The 16,151-nt window shown below is 76.5% G+C and carries 18 protein-coding genes and 1 tRNA gene; 9 read left to right on the forward strand and 10 right to left on the reverse strand.

From position 1 onward, the window contains the following. Window positions 1-94: 94 nt before the first annotated feature. From mobA to ACYX4T_RS18140, 3 genes are read left to right on the forward strand one after another with little or no spacing between them, the layout of a single operon-like run. Window positions 95-733: a molybdenum cofactor guanylyltransferase gene (gene mobA, locus ACYX4T_RS18130; protein ID WP_476010682.1), complete on the forward strand. Its 639-nt coding sequence runs from the start codon at window positions 95-97 to the stop codon at window positions 731-733. A 19-nt stretch (window positions 734-752) separates the two neighbouring features. After that, complete coding sequence (locus tag ACYX4T_RS18135; RefSeq protein ID WP_476010683.1) at window positions 753-1,178, forward strand: PPOX class F420-dependent oxidoreductase; 426 nt, start codon at window positions 753-755, stop codon at window positions 1,176-1,178. Continuing rightward, window positions 1,175-1,618: a cupin domain-containing protein gene (locus ACYX4T_RS18140; protein ID WP_476010684.1), complete on the forward strand. Its 444-nt coding sequence runs from the start codon at window positions 1,175-1,177 to the stop codon at window positions 1,616-1,618. The genes ACYX4T_RS18135 and ACYX4T_RS18140 overlap by 4 nt, the downstream gene beginning before the upstream one ends. Here the strand turns inward: ACYX4T_RS18140 and ACYX4T_RS18145 are convergent. Continuing rightward, complete coding sequence (locus ACYX4T_RS18145) at window positions 1,615-5,511, reverse strand: transglycosylase domain-containing protein (protein WP_476010685.1); 3,897 nt, start codon at window positions 5,509-5,511, stop codon at window positions 1,615-1,617. The genes ACYX4T_RS18140 and ACYX4T_RS18145 overlap by 4 nt on opposite strands. Window positions 5,512-5,867: 356 nt before the next feature. Between ACYX4T_RS18145 and ACYX4T_RS18150 the strand changes: the two genes are divergently transcribed. Further along, window positions 5,868-6,185: a hypothetical protein gene (locus tag ACYX4T_RS18150; RefSeq protein WP_476010686.1), complete on the forward strand. Its 318-nt coding sequence runs from the start codon at window positions 5,868-5,870 to the stop codon at window positions 6,183-6,185. A gap of 9 nt (window positions 6,186-6,194) precedes the next feature. Here the strand turns inward: ACYX4T_RS18150 and ACYX4T_RS18155 are convergent, their stop codons facing one another. The 5 genes from ACYX4T_RS18155 to ACYX4T_RS18175 all read right to left on the reverse strand — a co-directional run bounded on the left by ACYX4T_RS18155 (window position 6,195) and on the right by ACYX4T_RS18175 (window position 11,051). Continuing rightward, window positions 6,195-6,953 (reverse strand): SDR family NAD(P)-dependent oxidoreductase, encoded by a 759-nt coding sequence (locus ACYX4T_RS18155; protein ID WP_476010687.1) that lies wholly within the window; start codon window positions 6,951-6,953, stop codon window positions 6,195-6,197. A gap of 43 nt (window positions 6,954-6,996) precedes the next feature. Further along, on the reverse strand, window positions 6,997-8,007 hold the full coding sequence (locus ACYX4T_RS18160) for an acetamidase/formamidase family protein (RefSeq protein ID WP_476010688.1): 1,011 nt from the start codon (window positions 8,005-8,007) through the stop codon (window positions 6,997-6,999). A gap of 10 nt (window positions 8,008-8,017) precedes the next feature. Then, a complete protein-coding gene (locus ACYX4T_RS18165; RefSeq protein ID WP_476010689.1) occupies window positions 8,018-8,407 on the reverse strand; it encodes a hypothetical protein in 390 nt (129 codons plus the stop codon). A 122-nt stretch (window positions 8,408-8,529) separates the two neighbouring features. Continuing rightward, the gene (locus ACYX4T_RS18170; RefSeq protein ID WP_476010690.1) at window positions 8,530-10,317 is read right to left on the reverse strand and encodes a serine/threonine-protein kinase; all 1,788 of its coding nucleotides are present in this window, start codon (window positions 10,315-10,317) and stop codon (window positions 8,530-8,532) included. An 83-nt stretch (window positions 10,318-10,400) separates the two neighbouring features. Next, window positions 10,401-11,051, reverse strand: coding sequence for a DUF1707 SHOCT-like domain-containing protein (locus ACYX4T_RS18175; protein ID WP_476010691.1), 651 nt, complete (start codon window positions 11,049-11,051; stop codon window positions 10,401-10,403). A 63-nt stretch (window positions 11,052-11,114) separates the two neighbouring features. Between ACYX4T_RS18175 and ACYX4T_RS18180 the strand changes: the two genes are divergently transcribed. Both ACYX4T_RS18180 and ACYX4T_RS18185 read left to right on the forward strand, forming a co-directional pair. Continuing rightward, complete coding sequence (locus tag ACYX4T_RS18180) at window positions 11,115-12,065, forward strand: DUF3048 domain-containing protein (RefSeq protein ID WP_476010692.1); 951 nt, start codon at window positions 11,115-11,117, stop codon at window positions 12,063-12,065. 30 nt (window positions 12,066-12,095) lie between these two features. Next, window positions 12,096-12,269, forward strand: a complete 174-nt coding sequence (locus tag ACYX4T_RS18185) for a CsbD family protein (RefSeq protein WP_476010693.1) — start codon at window positions 12,096-12,098, stop codon at window positions 12,267-12,269. A gap of 90 nt (window positions 12,270-12,359) precedes the next feature. Here ACYX4T_RS18185 and ACYX4T_RS18190 read toward each other — a convergent pair whose 3' ends face one another. Then, window positions 12,360-12,605 carry a hypothetical protein gene (locus ACYX4T_RS18190; RefSeq protein ID WP_476010694.1) on the reverse strand — a complete coding sequence of 82 codons (246 nt, stop codon included), beginning with the start codon at window positions 12,603-12,605 and terminating at the stop codon, window positions 12,360-12,362. Window positions 12,606-12,899: 294 nt separating this feature from the next. On the opposite strand from ACYX4T_RS18190, the gene ACYX4T_RS18195 reads away from it, so the two are divergent. Next, on the forward strand, window positions 12,900-13,235 hold the full coding sequence (locus tag ACYX4T_RS18195) for a hypothetical protein (RefSeq protein WP_476010695.1): 336 nt from the start codon (window positions 12,900-12,902) through the stop codon (window positions 13,233-13,235). 67 nt (window positions 13,236-13,302) lie between these two features. Further along, complete coding sequence (locus ACYX4T_RS18200; RefSeq protein ID WP_476010696.1) at window positions 13,303-14,094, forward strand: thermonuclease family protein; 792 nt, start codon at window positions 13,303-13,305, stop codon at window positions 14,092-14,094. An 8-nt stretch (window positions 14,095-14,102) separates the two neighbouring features. On the opposite strand, the gene ACYX4T_RS18205 is transcribed toward ACYX4T_RS18200, so the two are convergent. Next, the gene (locus tag ACYX4T_RS18205) at window positions 14,103-14,447 is read right to left on the reverse strand and encodes a VOC family protein (protein ID WP_476010697.1); all 345 of its coding nucleotides are present in this window, start codon (window positions 14,445-14,447) and stop codon (window positions 14,103-14,105) included. Between the two features lie 164 nt (window positions 14,448-14,611). Then, the gene (locus ACYX4T_RS18210) at window positions 14,612-15,406 is read right to left on the reverse strand and encodes a MerR family transcriptional regulator (protein ID WP_476010698.1); all 795 of its coding nucleotides are present in this window, start codon (window positions 15,404-15,406) and stop codon (window positions 14,612-14,614) included. A gap of 77 nt (window positions 15,407-15,483) precedes the next feature. Between ACYX4T_RS18210 and ACYX4T_RS18215 the strand changes: the two genes are divergently transcribed. Continuing rightward, window positions 15,484-15,846 carry a nuclear transport factor 2 family protein gene (locus tag ACYX4T_RS18215; protein WP_476010699.1) on the forward strand — a complete coding sequence of 121 codons (363 nt, stop codon included), beginning with the start codon at window positions 15,484-15,486 and terminating at the stop codon, window positions 15,844-15,846. A 192-nt stretch (window positions 15,847-16,038) separates the two neighbouring features. On the opposite strand, the gene ACYX4T_RS18220 is transcribed toward ACYX4T_RS18215, so the two are convergent. After that, a tRNA-Arg gene (locus ACYX4T_RS18220) sits at window positions 16,039-16,111 on the reverse strand. Window positions 16,112-16,151 lie beyond the last annotated feature (40 nt).

Here is a 16,151-nt window from a genome sequence, read left to right on the forward strand (position 1 = left end):
GTGCTGCCCTCCGTTCGCACGTCGTCGTGACACGGGTGGCGTTCCCGGGTCCCGGCGCACTGAACCGGTCACGTGGCTCACTCGGAGCACCACGGTGACGGGCGGCGTCGTGCTCGCGGGGGGCCGCTCGCGGCGCATGGGCACCGACAAGGCCGCCCTGACCAGCGGCGGGACGACCCTGCTCGCCCACGTCCTCACGGTGCTCGCCGAGGCCGTCGACGGGCCGCTCGTCGTGGTCGGGGCCGCGGACACGCCACGGACGGTGCCCGCGGTGCCCGCGGTGCCGGCGGTGGCCGCGCGCGCCACCGTCGTCCACGACCCGGTCCCCGACCGCGGCCCCCTGCAGGGCCTCGCGACCGGCCTGCGGGCCGTCCGCGCCGACCCCACCGCGTTCGTCGCCGCCGTCGACCTCCCGCACCTGCACGCCGACCTCGTGCGCGTCGTGGTCGCCCACCGGGTGCCGCCGGTCGAGGTCGCGCTCCCCGTCCTCGACGGCCACCCCCAGCACCTGCTCGCCGCCTACGCCACCGACCTCGCCGACCGCGCCGACGACCTCCTGCACCGCGGCGAGCGCAGCGTCGGCGCGCTCGTCGCCGCGAGCCGGGTCCGCGAGCTCGACGCCGCGACGCTGCTCGCCGACCCCCGCCTCGCCGCCCGCGACCCCGGGCTGCGCGGCGCCCGCGGCGTCAACACCCCCGAGGAGTGGGCGCGCTCGCGCCGCGAGGAGCCCTGACCGGCCTACCCTCGCGCGCGTGACCGACCTCCGTGACCCCGCCGTCCGCGCCTTCCTCACCGAGGGCACCCGCACGGGCAAGGTCGGGTACGTCGCCCGGGACGGCCGACCGCTCGTGGCGCCGGTCTGGTTCCTCCTCGAGGACGACACGGTCGTCTTCACCACCGGCGCGGACACGGCGAAAGGCCGGGCGTTCGCCCGCGACCCCCGCATCGTGCTCTGCGTCGACCTCGAGGAGCCGCCGTTCGGGTTCGTGCAGGTCCAGGGCTCGGTGACGCTCTCGGAGGACCCCGACGAGCTGCTCCGTACCGCCACCGCGCTCGGCGGGCGCTACATGGGTGCCGACCGCGCCGAGGAGTTCGGCGCCCGCAACGGCGTGCCCGGCGAGCTCGTCGTGCGCCTGCACCCCTCGAAGGTCGTCGCCACGCTGGACATGACCGCGTGAGCGACGGAACGCCCCCGCTCGCTCGGGCCCTCGATCTCGCGCCGCACCCCGAGGGCGGCTGGTTCCGCCGCACCTGGACCGCCGCGCCCACCGTGACGCCCGACGGCTACCCGGGGCCCCGCGCGAGCGCCACGGCCATCCACTACGTCCTCGCGCCCGGCGAGGAGTCGCGCTGGCACCGCGTGCGCTCCGACGAGCTGTGGTGCTGGCACCGCGGGCCCACCTTGTCGCTGTGGCTCGGGGGCGACGGCGAGCACCCCGTGCCGGCCGCGCCGATCGTCCTCGGGGACCGGGTCGAGGACGGCCAGACGCCGCAGGCGCTCGTGCCCGGCGGGGTGTGGCAGCGCGCCGCCCCGGCCACCGGTGCGACGTCCGAGGTGCTGGTGACCTGCGTCGTCAGCCCGGGCTTCGACGACGCCGACTTCACCCTCCTGCGCTAGCCGCCGCCCGGGTCGGCGCCGCCCTCGGCCGGCGCCTCGGCGTCCCCGCCCGCGGGCGCCTCGGCCGCCGCCGCGTCCTCGCCGGGCTGCTGGCCCTCGGCGGGCGGGACCTCGGCCGGCTGCTCCTCGGCGGGGTCCGCGGGCTCGGCGGGCGGCGCGGTGGTCGAGGTGGGCGTCGCGGACGAGCTCGGGGACGACGAGCTCGACGGCGCCGGCGAGGACGTCTCAGCCGCGGTGTCGCCGGGGTCGGTGCCCGCGACCGGGGTGAACGCGCCGAACGTCTGCTTCGGCGTGTCCTCCAGGGCGTCGTCCATGAACGTCTTCCAGATCTCGCTGGGCAGTCCGTGGCCGTAGACCGGGCGGCCGTCGCTGGTCTTGATCGGGGTGTTGTCGTCGGTGCCGACCCAGACGACCGTCGACGCCGACGGCGTGTAGCCCGCGAACCAGGCGTCGTTGTTCTGGCTCTCGACGTGCGACTGGACCGTGCCGGTCTTGCCCGCCGACTGCCGCCCGCCCTGCAGGGACACCCCGTCGTAGTCCGGGACGTCGCGCATGGCCTCGGTGACGTTGCGCGCCACCCGCGGGTCGATGCGCTGCTCGCCCTCGGTGGTGGCGTCGTCGTAGAGGACCTCGCCGCTGGCCGTCGTCACGCGCTGGACGAGGTGCGGACGGTGGTAGACGCCCTCGTTGGAGAACGTCGCGTAGGCCGAGGCCAGGTCGATCGCGGTCGTCTCCTGGTTGCCGAGCGCGATCCCGCTGTTCGGGTCGTCCATCGGCTGCGTGATGCCGGCCTGCCGGGCGGCGGCGGCCACGGCCTGCGGCCCCACCCGGTTGCCCAGCGCGGTGAAGATGACGTTGTTCGACAGCGTCATCGCGCGCTTGAGGCTGCAGTTGGCGCAGTCGGCGCCGTCGACGTTGCGCACGGTCTGGCCAGGGATCGCCCGCCCGTCGAACTCGGTCGAGATACCGATCGGCGGGTCCTGCTGCAGCGCCGCGAGCAGCACGAACGGCTTGAACGTGGAGCCCGCCTGCTTCTCGACCTTCGCGTAGTCCAGGCCCGCCCCGTTCGGCCCGCCGTAGTAGGCGAGGATGCCGCCGGTCCGCGGGTCGATCGACACGGTCGCGGTCCGCAGGTTCTCCGGCTGGCCCTGCATCTGGCGGCGGTTGGCCTCGGCGGCCTCCTGCTGGGCCTGCGGCTGGATCGTCGTCTGGATCTGCAGGCCCTGCGTGACCAGCGCGTCCTCGTCGATCCCCAGCGCCCGCAGCTCGTCGCGGACCGCGCTGTAGATGTGGCCGCGGTCGTCGTCGGGGACGCCGCCGGTCACGCGGCGCGGCGGGATCGTCGCGGGGAACTGCGCCGCGGCGCGCTCCGGCGCGCCCAGCCAGCCCTGGGCCACCATGCCGTCCATGACGTAGTTCCAGCGCCGCAGGGCGTCGTCCGGGTTCTGGGCAGGGTCCCACTTCGACGGGGCCTGGATGACGCCCGCGAGCAGCGCGCCCTCGGAGGGCGAGAGCGTCTCGACCGGCCGGCCGAAGTACGCCTGCGACGCGGCCTGGATGCCGTAGGAGCCGCGGCCGAAGTAGATGCTGTTGAGGTAGTCGGCGAGGATCTCGTCCTTCGACCGCTCCTGCGAGATCTTCAAGGAGATGATGAGCTCCTTGTACTTGCGCACCAGCGAGTACTCGTCACCCACCATCGCGTTCTTGACGTACTGCTGCGTGATCGTCGAGCCGCCGCCCGTGCCGCCGGTGAGGTTCTTCCACACGGCGCGACCGAAGCCGGTGACGTCGAAGCCGCTGTTCGAGTAGAACGAGCGGTCCTCGGCGGAGAGCACCGCCGAGCGCACGGGCGGGGGCACCTGCTCGATGCCGACCTTCTGCCGGTTGCCCTGCTCGCCGGGCGCGATGCGCGCGAGGACCGTGCCGTCGGCGAACGAGACCGTGTTGAGCTGGCTCTCGACGGCGTCGTCGGCGTTGGGCACCGGGATGAACAGCCAGCCGACCACCAGCGAGAGCACCGGCGCCGCCACCATCGCCGCGACACCCGCGTAGGCGGTCCGGCGCATCCGTCGCCAGCGCAGCGCGGCCGGGGCCAGGGTCTCGGGGTGCGGCCCGTCCAGGTAGAGCACGACCTTGGCGCGCACCTGCCGGCCGAACGCGACGAGCCGCTCCCCGCCGGGCAGGCCGACGATCCGCGCGGCCAGGGCACCGAGCACCGCGGCGACGGCCACGGCGACCCGCCCCCGCGGCACCCGCGGGGTCTCGGACGCGGCGGTCGTGCGGCCGGGCGAGCGTTGGGCGGTGGTGCTGCGGGCGCTGGGTCGGCTGGTCCCGCTGAGCGAGCGGGCGGTGGTGCGCGCGCCGGCGCCCCGGCGGGTCGCGGCGCTGCCGGTGGCGGTGGCGGTGGTGCCGGTCCGCGTCGGGCGGGCGGCGCGGGTGGTGCCGGCGTCGTCGCCGTCCCCGCCATCGGGGTCCTCGAGACCGTCGAGGTCGTCGAGGTCGTCGCGGTCAGCGAGGTCGTCGGGCTCGTCGGGGTCCCGGGGATCGGCGCGCCGCCGGTTCCGGGGCAGCGGGCCCGAGCCGGGGCCGCGGGGCGCGGGCGCATCGAGGGCGGGCATCGCCGCCGTGGCCTTCGGCGAGCGGCGCGCCGAGGCGGCGGCCTCCTCGCGCTCGGCGGGTGTGCCGGTCGCCGGCTCGGGCTCGGCGGTCTGCCGCGGCGCCGGGGCGCCGCCGGGGGTCGCGGGAGCGCCGCGCGAGGGGCCGGCGGGCCCGCGACCGCGCGGGCCGGGCGCCGCGGGGCCCGGGCGGCCGGGGGCCGACGACGGGTCGCCGGGTCCCGCGGGTGCACCGGTCGGGCGCGCGGCGGGCCCGGGGTGACCGGGGGCTCCGGGTCGAGCCGGAGTGCCGGGAGGTGCCGCGGGTCCCGACGGCGGAGTCGGGCGCGCCGCGGGCGGCGGGGTCGGTCGACCGGCCGGGGCGGGCGGCGGGGTCGGGCGCCCCGCCGGCGGGCGCGGGGCACCGGGGCCCGCGGCAGCCCCCGGTCCACCCGGCGTCCCGGCCTGTCCGGGGCCACCCGGCGCGCCGTTCGCCGGCGGCGCCCCGGGCGCGGGCGGCGGCGCGGTGGCGCCGCGGGCCGGGACCGGTGTGTGTCCGGTGGGAGTTCCGGCGGCGTGCCCGGAGATCGCGGGCGGGGGCGGTCCGGCCGGGCGCCGGGCGGGCCGGGCGAGCGGCGGGGTCGCGCCCCCGCGGTGGACCGGCGCCGCGGACCCGACCGGCGGCCCCGCGGGGCCGGGCCGACCGGCGGGCGGCGCGGCAGGGGCGGCGGGCGGCGCGGCAGGGGCGGGAGGGGCGGCGGGCGGCGCGGCAGGAGCGGCGGGGCCGGGACCGGACCCAGCGGCCGCGCCGGGACCACCACGACGGCCCACGCCGTCGGGGGCGGACGGGCCGGCGGCCGCCGCGCCCTCGCCGCGGCCGGCGTCGGGCCGTGCCGCGTCGCTGCGGTCCGCGGGACGCGGGGACTCGGGACGGTCGGGACGGTCGGCCGCGGAGGCGTCGGCGCGCGGCGGGGCGGCGGTGGCGGTCGCCGCGCCGGCGCGGCCGGCCTCTCGCAGGCTCGTCGACCCCCTCGAGGGGTGCGGGCGGAAGGACCCGGTGGAGAACGCGGACGGGAAGCCGACCGGCGGCGAGGCGGGCGCGGGCGAGGCCGCGATGCGCGCGCTGACGTAGTCGCCGTAGTCGCTGTCGAGGTGACGCCGGTCGAGCCGGCCGCTGTCGGCACCGGCGTGCGCGCCCCGGCCCGCGGCCGGCGCGCGGGTGCCGCGGTCGTCCTCGTCAGGGGCGTCGACGTCGGCCGCGCGGCGCCGTCCCGACGAGCGAGCGTGCGTGCCCGCCACCGAGCAACCACCTCCCGTGTCGCCCGCCATCACAGCCCGTGGTCACGGTCGCGCCGGAGCGTCGACGCGGCCGTCGGACCCGGCGCATCACGTCCGGACCCGCACGAAGGCAACGCGCCATGGGCGCCGACGTCGCGGCTCTGCGGGGAGGCGTCCACGACCGGGCCGCCCGGCGCGGTGAGTGGTGGCCCGATGTCACTCCGTCGTGGAGACGGCCCGCTGACCTCGGACCACCGCGCTCAGTGGCGGTCCTCGTCACCCAGCGCATCCGACTGCCCCCTCACCGACGCTAACGGCTCGGCCTCCGAGACCGATGACGGGACCGAACACCGCACCGGCGAGAGGACACCCGACGCATGGACCCCGCTCCGGACCCGTGGGTCCCCGCGCCGCGCGACGGCGACCGCGAGGAGGACTGGTGGTCGGTGCCCACCGTCCCGCTGCCGCGCCTGGCCCCGCCCGTCGAGCAGCTGCCCGACCCGCTCGCGGCCCTCGTGGAGCGACCCGCCCCCGAGTCCGCGCCGGTGCCCTCGACCGCCCTCGTCGTGCGCGACGAGGTCGCGCCGGGCGCGCTGCGCTCGGTCGCCCGGGCCGCCGCCCGCGCCTGGCACGCGGCCGTCGACGGTGTCCGTGCCGCGATCGCGGCGATCGCCGCCGCGCCGGCCCCCCGCTGAGGCCGGTCCCTACAGCTGCACCCCGCGCGTCAGCGCTCCGTCGACGACGAGGTTCGTGCCGCTGATGAAGGTCGCCGCCGGGCTGGCGAGGAACACCACCGCCCGCGCGACCTCCTCCGGCCGCGCCATCCGCCCGGTGGGGTTGAGGCCGAGCGCGTGCGCGAACAGGTCGGGGTCGTTGTCCTCGATCGACTCCCACACCCCGCCCGCGAAGTAGACGTTGCCCGGCGAGACGGTGTTGGCGCGCACGCCGCCGGCGAGCTGGTGGGCGAGCCCCTGGGTGTAGTGCACGAGCGCGCCCTTGAACGTCCCGTACGGCCCCGCCGCGAAGTCGATCTCGCGGCCGGAGACGCTCGAGATCGTCACGATCGCGCCGGCGTCGCTCTCCTCGAGCGCGGGCAGCGCGGCGTCCACGAGCCGGACGGTGCCGAGCATGTCGGTGGCGAAGCTGGCCGCCCAGTTCTCCTCGGTGGACGGGATCGCGAGCGCCGAGACGTTCGCGACCACCGCGTCGATGCCGCCGTGCTCGGCGGCCGCCGACCGCACCCAGGTGGCGAGGGCGTCGCCGTCGGTGATGTCGATCGGCGTGCCGTGCACGTCGTGCCCGGCGCCGCGCATCTCCTCCTCGGCCTTACGGACGCCGTCGGCGTCGCGGGCGCAGAAGGCCACGGTGGCGCCCTCGGCGGCCAGGCCCTCCACGATCGCCCGCCCGATGCCGCGGCTGCCGCCGGTGACGAGCGCGGTGCGGCCGGTCAGCTGCAGGTCCATGGCGAGCTCCCTGGTGGGTCGAGGACTGTCGGGTCCGTGACGGTCAGGTCGAGGAGGTGGCGCGCGAGCGCAGGTCGGCGTGCAGCCCGTCGTACGGGCGCAGCCCGGGCACGAGCGCCTTGGGCACCTTCGTCACCGCGCTGTAGTTGGTGTCGACGACGTTGGCCAGCGGCGCCAGCGACGTCTGGGTCAGCAGCTGGTAGGCGTCGAGCCGGTCGAGGCCGAGCAGCTCGCTCAGCCACGAGATCATCTCGACCTGGCTGATCCGCCACGCGTCCTCGAGCGGCCGCGACGACCCGACGACGAGGATCTCGTCGTCGTTCTCCAGCCGCGGCCAGGCCGGCGCCGGGGCGGCCGACGCCTTGACCAGGTCGACGATCAGCGTGACGTCCATGGCGCCCTCGACCGCGGTGCCGCAGGACTCGCCCTCGCCCTGCCGGTAGTGCCCGTCGCCGACCGAGAAGATCGCGCCCGGCTCGTTGACCGGCAGGTAGCAGGTGGCGCCCGCGCGCATCTCCGGGGTGTCCATGTTCCCCCCGAAGGCGTCGGGCGTCAGCGACGACCGGACCTCGCGGTTGGCCGGCGCCACGCCGACCGTGCCGAGCATCGGGGCGAGGGGGAGGTCGATCGCGAGGTCGCTGCGGCGCGCCGAGAACGTGACCGTCCGCCGTGCCCGGTCGAGCTCGTAGATCCAGGTGCGCTCCTCGAGCGGCTCGTGGAGCAGCGCCGTGCGGTCGGTGGCGGTGAGGCCGCCGAAGAACGGCACGAGCGTCGAGGCGCCCCAGTCGCGGGCCGGGGTGAGGTCGACGAGGTGCAGCACGAGCGTGTCGCCCGGCTCCGCGCCGCGGACCGCGAACGGGCCGGTCTGCGGGTTGAGGAAGCGGGGGTCGAGCGAGGCGGCGGCGAGGTCGTCGACCGACCGGATGCGCCCGCCGAAGGCGTCGTCGCACCACAGCCGCATCACCGAGCCGGGCTCGACCTCGCGGACCGGGGCTGCCCCGCCGAAGGTCCAGGCGTACTGCGACGGCTCCGGCCGGAACTCGATCACGTCCACGGCCGGGAGCCTAGTAGCGGTCGGTGCCGGTGAGGGCGTGCTCGAGCTGGTCGGCGATGCGGGTCACGAGCCGGAACGGCGCGTCGAACTCGGCGAACGACAGGTCCTCGAGCGGCGTGGCGTGGCGGAACACCGCGACCCCGCCCACCGCGGCCGCGCCGCCGACCACGGCGTCCTCGGCGAGCTCCAGCAGGCGCCGGGCGTCGATCTCGTCGAGGCGGGCGATCGGCGACTCGATCTGGAGCCAGTCATGGCCGTCGACCACGCCCTTGTGGTGCACGTAGACGAGCTGCGTGCGGTCCTCGGACGTGGGGAGCCGGAACGTCAGGCTGTGCCTGTCCTGCGCCATCACCTCGTAGCGCACCCGGACCCAGAGCACCAGGTCGTCCCAGGAGGCCACCGACCACTCACCGTCCTCACGGGGGCCGGACGGCCCGCTGTCGGGTCGGCCCGGGCGGCGCACCGGGCGGAGCGATCGCACCGTAGCAGCGCGTCGGGGGCGCTCCGGCTCGCCGCGCTCGATCATCGGATCCCTCCGCCGACCAGGCGGTCCCAGCCCGCCGCGCCGACCGTCGCGGTGGCCCCGCTGCGGTCGAGCAGGCGCAGCAGGGCGGCACCGTCGCGGGGACGGTCGCCGACCTCCTGGGCCGTCGCGCGGCGCAGCACCGGCACCAGGCGGGGCGAGAGACGGTGCACCGTGGCGAACGCCTCGGGGCCCGGCCCGTCGAGGATCCGGCGCGCGATGTCGAGGATGTTGTCGCCGTCGAACAGGTGGTCGCCCCGGGCGGCGAAGACCACGCAGCACGCCCAGGCCCAGACGTCGGTGGCGGGCACCGCGCCGTTGCCGGTGACCTGCTCGGGCGCCATGTAGCCGGGCGTGCCGACCATGTTCCCGGCCGGCGTGTGGTGGGTCTGGCCGACCACGCGGGCGATGCCGAAGTCGACCACCTTGGGACCGGCGGAGGTCAGCAGGACGTTGCCCGGCTTGAGGTCGCGGTGGGTGATGCCGTCGGCGTGCAGGGCGGCGAGGGCACGGGCGAGGGCGATGGCGGTGCGCGTGAGCATCTCGCCGTCGGTCACGGCGCCGGAGGCCGCCACGAACGCGTGCAGCGACGGTCCGTCGAGGCGCTCCATGACGATGTAGGGCATCGAGCCGTCGAAGCCGACGCTGTAGACGCGCGCCGTGTAGTCGCCGGTGACCTTCTGCAGCGTCTGGCCCTCGCGCAGGAAGCGGGTGCGGGCGTCGACGTCGTCGAGCAGGTGCGGCGCCAGCACCTTGATCGCGACGCTGCCGTGCGTGCCGGCGCGGTGCCCGAGGTAGACCGTGCCCATGCCGCCGGAGCCGAGGCGCCCGGTCAGCGTGTACTCGCCGACGGCCCGCGGGTCGTGCGGCGTCAGGGGCTGCTCGCGGGCGGCGAGGTCGACCAGGCGCGTCGACGGCCCGACCACCGGCGGGGGCGGCGCCGGGACGCGCGGCGGCATCGAGCGCGGCGGTCCCGACGGGGCCGGGGCGGGCGACGGCGAGGGCAGCCCGGGAGCGTCCTCGCCGCGCGGACGGCGGGCCCGCAGCAGGCGGCGCTCCTTGACCGCCGGCAGGCGCGCCGCGCGCAGCGCCTCGGGCACGACCGGCGCCTCCCGGCAGGCCGCCGGTCGTGCGATGCGGCTGACGACCTGGTGGCTGAGCAGGAAAAGCGCCGCGCCGAGCGCGACCCCGGGGACGGCCAGCGACCCGCCGGCGAGCACGAGCGCGAGGCCCAGGAGCAGCCCCAGCAGCAGCGTGGCCTTCCCCCGGCTGGTCGGCCAGGGGCGGGTCACCGGCATCGCCCGCCGGCGCTCGACGTCCAGCCCGCCCACGTACAGCCCGGCCGTGGCGAGGCTCAGCAGCGCGAGCACGACGATCCCGGTGATGGTGATCGTCGGACCGGCGCTCGTCGGCGCCGGCAGCCCGGCGTCCTCGAGGCGCCCGATGATGTCGCGGACCACGGTGCGCCGGCCGGTGGCGAGCTGGTCGGCCACCAGGGAGACCACGAGCGCGCCCACCACCGCCGTCGCCGCGGCCGTCAGGACCGTCAGGCCGAGCGCGCGGGGCAGGGGCAGGTCGGCGGCGCGGTGCAGGTGGCGGCGGGCGCGCCGGCGCTCGGCGCCGGAGAGGCGCGCGACGCGGTCGGTGACGACGCGGTCGACGAGCATCGCGGTGCGCCGCTGGCGGGCGGCACGCCGGTGCAGCGGCGCCATCGCCAGGGCCGTCAGCACGCCGGCGACGACCACGACGAGGACGGGCAGCCCCGGGCCCAGCTCCGCCAGCCCCACCTGTCGCCCTCCTCGTCCGTCGCGTCGACCCCGCCGGCTCCCGCCCGCGACGCCCTTCCTGGTGACCGTACCGGGGTACTCCGTCAGTCCCCGGTGCGTCGTCCCGGCGCGCCTTCACCCTCACGCGTCACGGTGGTTCTCCTGCGCCCCGGGCGCCACCGCGGCTTCCGCGGGTGGCGCAGCACGACGTCGCCGAGGCTGTGCCGACCGCGCACGACGACGTGCGGGACGCCCTGCTCGCGCTTGTGGTGCGTGTCGTCGCGGACCTTCCCGGCCGAGATCCGCAGGTCGTCGACGTCCGCGGTGGCGTGGTCGGGCAGGACGAGCAGCGGCGAGCACATCCCCGTCGCCAGCTCGACCGCGACCACGGGCGTCGTGAACTCCGCACCGGTGAAGTCCAGCGTCACGCCCCCGACCCAGCTGTGGACGCGCACGAGCGGTGGGACCCGCCAGTAGCCGCGCCGGGAGATCGCGCCGCCGACCCCGGCGCGCAGGTCCAGGACGTCGACCGACCGGGAGGCGCGCAGCTCGGCGCCCGGCAGGTCGTCGAGCAGGCCCTCGAGGTCGCCCCGCACGCGTGCGGCGAGGGCGGCGGCGGCCCGGTCGCTGTACTCGCCCGGCGTGATCTGCCCTGCCACCATCGCCCGCGCGAGGAACTGCTGCACCTGCTCGCGCTCCACGTCCGAGACGCGCAGGGCGGCCGGATCCCCCGGCTCCGGGTTCGCGGACGTCACAGCGTGATGATAGGGCGCCGCCCGGGACGGATCCCGGGTCGCGAGCGGGCAGGGGGTGGGCAGGTGCCGCGGGGCCTGCGGGTGGTCGTCGACGTGGGCGTCGTCGTGGTCGTGCTCGCCGGGCTGGTCGCGGGGTGCTCGGGCGCCGGTGGACGGCCGTCCCCGCTGACCGGCGTGTCGGCGCCCGCGGGCGCGCCGGTGCTGGCGGTGAAGGTCGACAACTCGCCGGCCGGGCGGCCCTGGACCGGTGTCGAGGACGCCGACGTCGTGTACGTCGAGCCGGTCGAGGGGGGCACGACGCGCCTGCTCGCCGTGTTCTCCTCGCGGATGCCGGCGTCGGTCGGGCCGGTGCGCAGCGCGCGCGAGTCCGACGTGACCGTGCTCGCCGCCTACGGACGCCCGGCCCTCGCCTTCTCCGGGTCGGCGCCCGAGCTCGCCGGCACCCTCGCCGGCGCCTCGCTCCTGCCGCTGACCCCCGCCACCGCGGGTGACGCCTTCCGCCGCGACGGCGAGCGGAGCGCGCCGGTCAACCTCTACGCCGACCCGGCCGCGCTGCTCTCCACCGCCGGCGACGCCTCACCCCCGCGCGACGTCGGCTTCCGCTTCGGCGCGCTGCCCGCCGGCGGCGAGGTCGTGCGGCAGCGCGAGGTCACCTTCGGCTCCGCCGTCCTCGCTCTGACGTGGGACGCGGTCCGCGGCCGCTGGCTCGTCGAGCCCGGCGGCGGCGACCCCGCCGTCCCCGCGACCGGCGGCGAGCCCATCGGCGCGGCCACCGTCCTCGTCCAACAGGTGACGACGCGCCCCTCGGCGATCCGGGACGCGGCCGGCGCCGTCTCCCCCTACGCGGTGACCACCGGCGAGGGCGACGCCGAGGTGCTCCGCGACGGGCGCGCCTTCCCCGCCCGCTGGTCCCGGCCCTCGCCGACCGACCCCACCGTCGTCCTCGGCCCCGACGGCCGGCCCGTCGCCTTCGCCCCCGGCCCGGTCTGGGTCCTGCTCGTCCCGCGCGGTTGACGGTCGGGGCGGATCGGGTACACCCGGGACATGGCTGCCGACGACAAGATCGACAACAAGACCGACAAGCTCAAGGGCAAGGTCAAGGAGGCTGCCGGCACCGCCCAGGGCGATGAGGAGCTCCGCCACGAGGGCAAGGCCGACCAGACCAAGGGCGACATCAAGCAGGCCGGCGAGAAGATCAAGGACGCCTTCAAGAAGTAGCGTCCCGATCGCGCCGACGGCCCCGGAGACCGCGGTCCCCGGGGCCGTCGTGCGTCAGGAGCCGGGTCAGGGGCCGGATCAGGGACCGGGTCAGTAGCCGCGCGACTCGCGGCGGCCGGCGAACGCGTACACCGGCGTCCCGTCCCGGTCCCGCTGCGCGAGGCGGTGCACCGCGAAGACGTTGATGCCGGGGATCGAGCCGCCGAAGATGTCGCTCACCTTCTGGCGCGGGCCCTCCTCGACGAGCACCAGGAACTCCTCGGGCAGCGCCGCGCCCTCGGCGATCGTCAGGTCGTGGTCGCCCCGGCAGGGACCGTCGGCGAGTCGGATGCGCACCCGACCCTCCCCTCGTCGTGATCGGCTGACCCGCGACATGGTGGCACGCCACCGCCGCGCGGACCGATCGTCCGGGCCCGCCCTTTGCAGCTGTACTTGCACATGCAAGGATGATCGCCGCCGGTCATGCCCCCCGTGATCGGCACGGACCCGGTCGGTGTCCCCCCGCCGGCCGGGTCCCCCTCCACCCCGTCGGGCGAGCCCGGTGTCACGTCCGCCGCGGGCCGTCCGGGGATTGGGGCGGCACCGCAGCGGACATCCTCGCCGGGAACCCGAGCGATGATGAGAGCGGACGTGCACAAGGACGAGGCGGCGGCGAGGCTCGCGCGGCAGGCGTCGGACGCGCTCGCCGAGATGCTCGAGCACACGCGTGCCCACCCTGCCGACGCCGACCGCTTCGACCGGTGCAGCGACTCCCTCGACGAGCTCGCCCGCGCCGTCACGGCCATCGGCGAGATCGTCGACGGCTGCACGGCCCGGTCGCTGGCCGAGGAGGACCCCGACGGCGTCGCCGCCGCGGCCCGCGAGCTCGCGACGGCCATCGTGCGGCGCCGCAACTCCCTGCTCGCCGAGGACGCCGCGACCCGCCTGCGCCTCTCGCGCATGGTGCCGGTGCGCCGGGCGGGCTGAGGGGAACCGGAACCGACCGATCCCCCGGTTTCCCGTGTCGGTGGTGGGTCGGGCTCGTTGACCCGTCGTGACCGCCTCCTCGCCCTGCGTGCGCGTCCTCGCCCCCGGTCTGATCGGCCTCGCCCTCGTCGCCGGGTGCCAGCCGGCCGGTGGCCCGGAGCCGAGCGCTGCCCCGGCCCCCGTCCCCGCCGTGACGGAGCAGGTGCAGGTCAGCCGTGTCGTCGACGGCGACACCGTCCTCACCGGCGACGGGCGCACGGTCCGCGTCCTCGGGATCGACGCCTGCGAGCTCGGCACCGTCGCCGGCGACACCGCCCGCGACGAGGCGTCGGCCTGGGTCGGGGCGCAGCCGGTGGTGCTGCGCGCGGAGCCGGACGTCGACCGGGCCCCGGACGGGATGCTGCTGCGCCACGTGGAGGTCGCCGGCGTCGACTGGGGCCGGCGCGCGGTGCCCTACGAGCACACCGGCACCGTCCCCGTCGGCGGGGTCGCGGCCGCGACCTACGTCAGCGAGCTGCGCTCCCTCGACACGCAGATGTCGGCGAGCACCCCACCCGTCGCCCGGGCGTGCCGGGCCGCCCCGGCCAGCTCGACGACCACCACCACCACCACGAGCACGGAGACGGCGACCGACGACGGCGACGCGGACCGTCGCTACCGGCCCGGCACGGGCACGAGCGACGACGACAGCGACGGAGGGAGCCGCCGGACGGGCTCCGGCAGCGGTTCGGGCAGCGGTTCGGCCGGCGGTTCGGGCAGCGGTTCGGCCGGCGGTTCGAGCGGCGGCTCCGGGGACGGCCACCCCTGCCGCCCGGGGGAGCGGGACGGCGACGGCGACGGGCTCTGCGGCGAGAGCTGAGGCCTTCCCTAGCCCCCGCCCCCACCCAGGCCGACCTCGTTGCCGTCGGGGTCGCGGAACACGACCTTGCGCACGCCGCCGGGGTAGTCCTCCTGCCGGTCCGGTGCGAGGCCCCGGTCCGCGGCGCCGGTGACGGCGGCGTCGAGGTCCTCGGGGAAGATCGTCACCTCGCCGTGGCCGGCGTGCTCCGCGTGCTCCTTGACGTAGAGCCACCGGTGCTCGCCGAGCTCCCACACCGCCTCGGTGTCCGACGGGAGGAACGACGGCTCGCGCCCGAGCAGCCGCTCGTACCAGCACCGCGAGGTCTCGTGGTCACGGGCGAAGAGGCCCGCGAAGAGGTCGGGGCCGGTCACGCCGCGCTCCCGGCGTCGTGGTCGAGGACGACCTCCATCATCAGTTGCTCCGCCCTACTCATTGGTCCTGATCCAGGATCGCAACGCCGTGTCGACGTGTCCAGCCCGAGGACGGGCGGCGCAGGCGGTCACGGCGGAGGGAGCGAGCTCGCGTGGGCGGCGGATCAGGCCACGCGGAACACCGGCCAGCCGATCTCGGTGCGCCACGCGGAGGGATCGCCGGTGTCGCGAGGGCCGACGACGTAGACCTCCCGGACCGGCCCGGCCACCGACATCGCGTTCTCCACCACCCAGGTCCCGAGCCTGCCGTAGGTGACCTCGACGCCGTCGTGCCGGCCGACGTGGGTGGTGACGGCCAGTTCCGCGGCCGGCAGGGTCACCGGGTGCACGCGCCCGGTGCGGGGTGGTGCAGCCGTCGGCAGGTAGACGAGCGCGTGGCCTCGCTCCTGCTCGAAGAGGGCGTTGTCGTAGCTGCCGCCCGGCGGCCCGGCGACGGCGTCGCCGACGGCCGCCTCGAGCTCGGCCATCGCGCCGGCGAACCATGCCTCGACGTCGCCGTGCCCGACGTCGGCCTCGACCGCCGCGACCGTCCGGGCGGGCTCCGCGCGCAGCTCGACGTCGATCGGCGCGGGGTCGGGCCGGAGCAGGCGACGCAGCGACACGACCGCGGCCCGGGTGCGGTCGAGCTGGTCCTCGAGGCGTTGCAGGTGGTCCGCGACCAGGCTCGCGCGGACACCGGGGTCGGGGGTCCGCAGGATCCGCTGCACCTCGCCCAGGGGGACGTCGAGCTCGCGGAGCCGGTGGATGACCTGCGCGGTCGGGATCTGGTCGACGCCGTAGTAACGGTATCCGGTGGTCCCGTCCACGACGGCGGGTTCCAGCAGGGCCGCCTCGTGGTACCGCCGCAGGGTCCGCACGCTCAGTTGGCTCAGCCGCGAGAACTCGCCGATGGTCAACACGGGAGCATCGTGGACCCTCCCCCCGGGGAGGGTCCACGGCTTGACCCTCCCGCGCCGCGAGGTCACACGGTGGCTCCATGACACAGCACACCGACCGCCCGTCCGACACGCTCCCGGCCACCGTGCGCGACTTCCTCGCCGCCCACGTCGTCCACGACGCCGACACCGCCTCGTCGTTCCTCACCGAGGACGCCGTGCTCGTCGACCAGGGCGAGACCATCCGCGGCCGGGAGCAGGCCCACGCCTTCCTGCGGGACGCCGGGTCCCGGTTCGAGTACACGACCGAGCAGATCGGCGCGCGCCGCATCGACGACGACCACGCGGTGGCCACCCTGCGGCTCGAGGGCACCTTCCCGGGCGGCGTCGCCGAGCTCGACTACCGGTTCGCGCTGCGGGACGGCCTCGTCGCCGAGCTCGTCATCGCCAACCACGAGGCCTGATCGTCGGGGGAGAGCACGGATCGCGATCGCCTCGACGGTCGCCGGCACCGACGCCGGCGCACTCGACGTCCCGGTGCCCGTCGTCGGAGGTGGTCTCGGACCGAGCCTCGTTGCTGTACGGAGCTGCTACACGAACGAAGACAGCGGGGGCACCGCTTGCGCGATGCCCCCGCTGAGCTGCCTCGACCGGCGCGCGCCCGAAGGGATTCGAACCCCTAACCTTCTGATCCGTAGTCAGATGCTCTATCCGTTGAGCTACGGGCGCATGTCTGTGGTTGTGAAGCCTCGATCCTGCCCGGACCGCG

This window comes from Actinomycetospora sp. ABD4_176 (assembly GCF_056311855.1).

Excerpts from the sequence above, each read along its gene's own strand:
- ACYX4T_RS18155 (WP_476010687.1), bottom strand. The coding sequence starts at position 6,953 with ATGGACCTGCAGCTGACCGGCCGCACCGCGCTCGTCACCGGCGGCAGC.
- ACYX4T_RS18215 (WP_476010699.1), top strand. The coding sequence starts at position 15,484 with ATGACACAGCACACCGACCGCCCGTCCGACACGCTCCCGGCCACCGTG.
- ACYX4T_RS18150 (WP_476010686.1), top strand. The coding sequence starts at position 5,868 with ATGGACCCCGCTCCGGACCCGTGGGTCCCCGCGCCGCGCGACGGCGAC.
- ACYX4T_RS18185 (WP_476010693.1), top strand. The coding sequence starts at position 12,096 with ATGGCTGCCGACGACAAGATCGACAACAAGACCGACAAGCTCAAGGGC.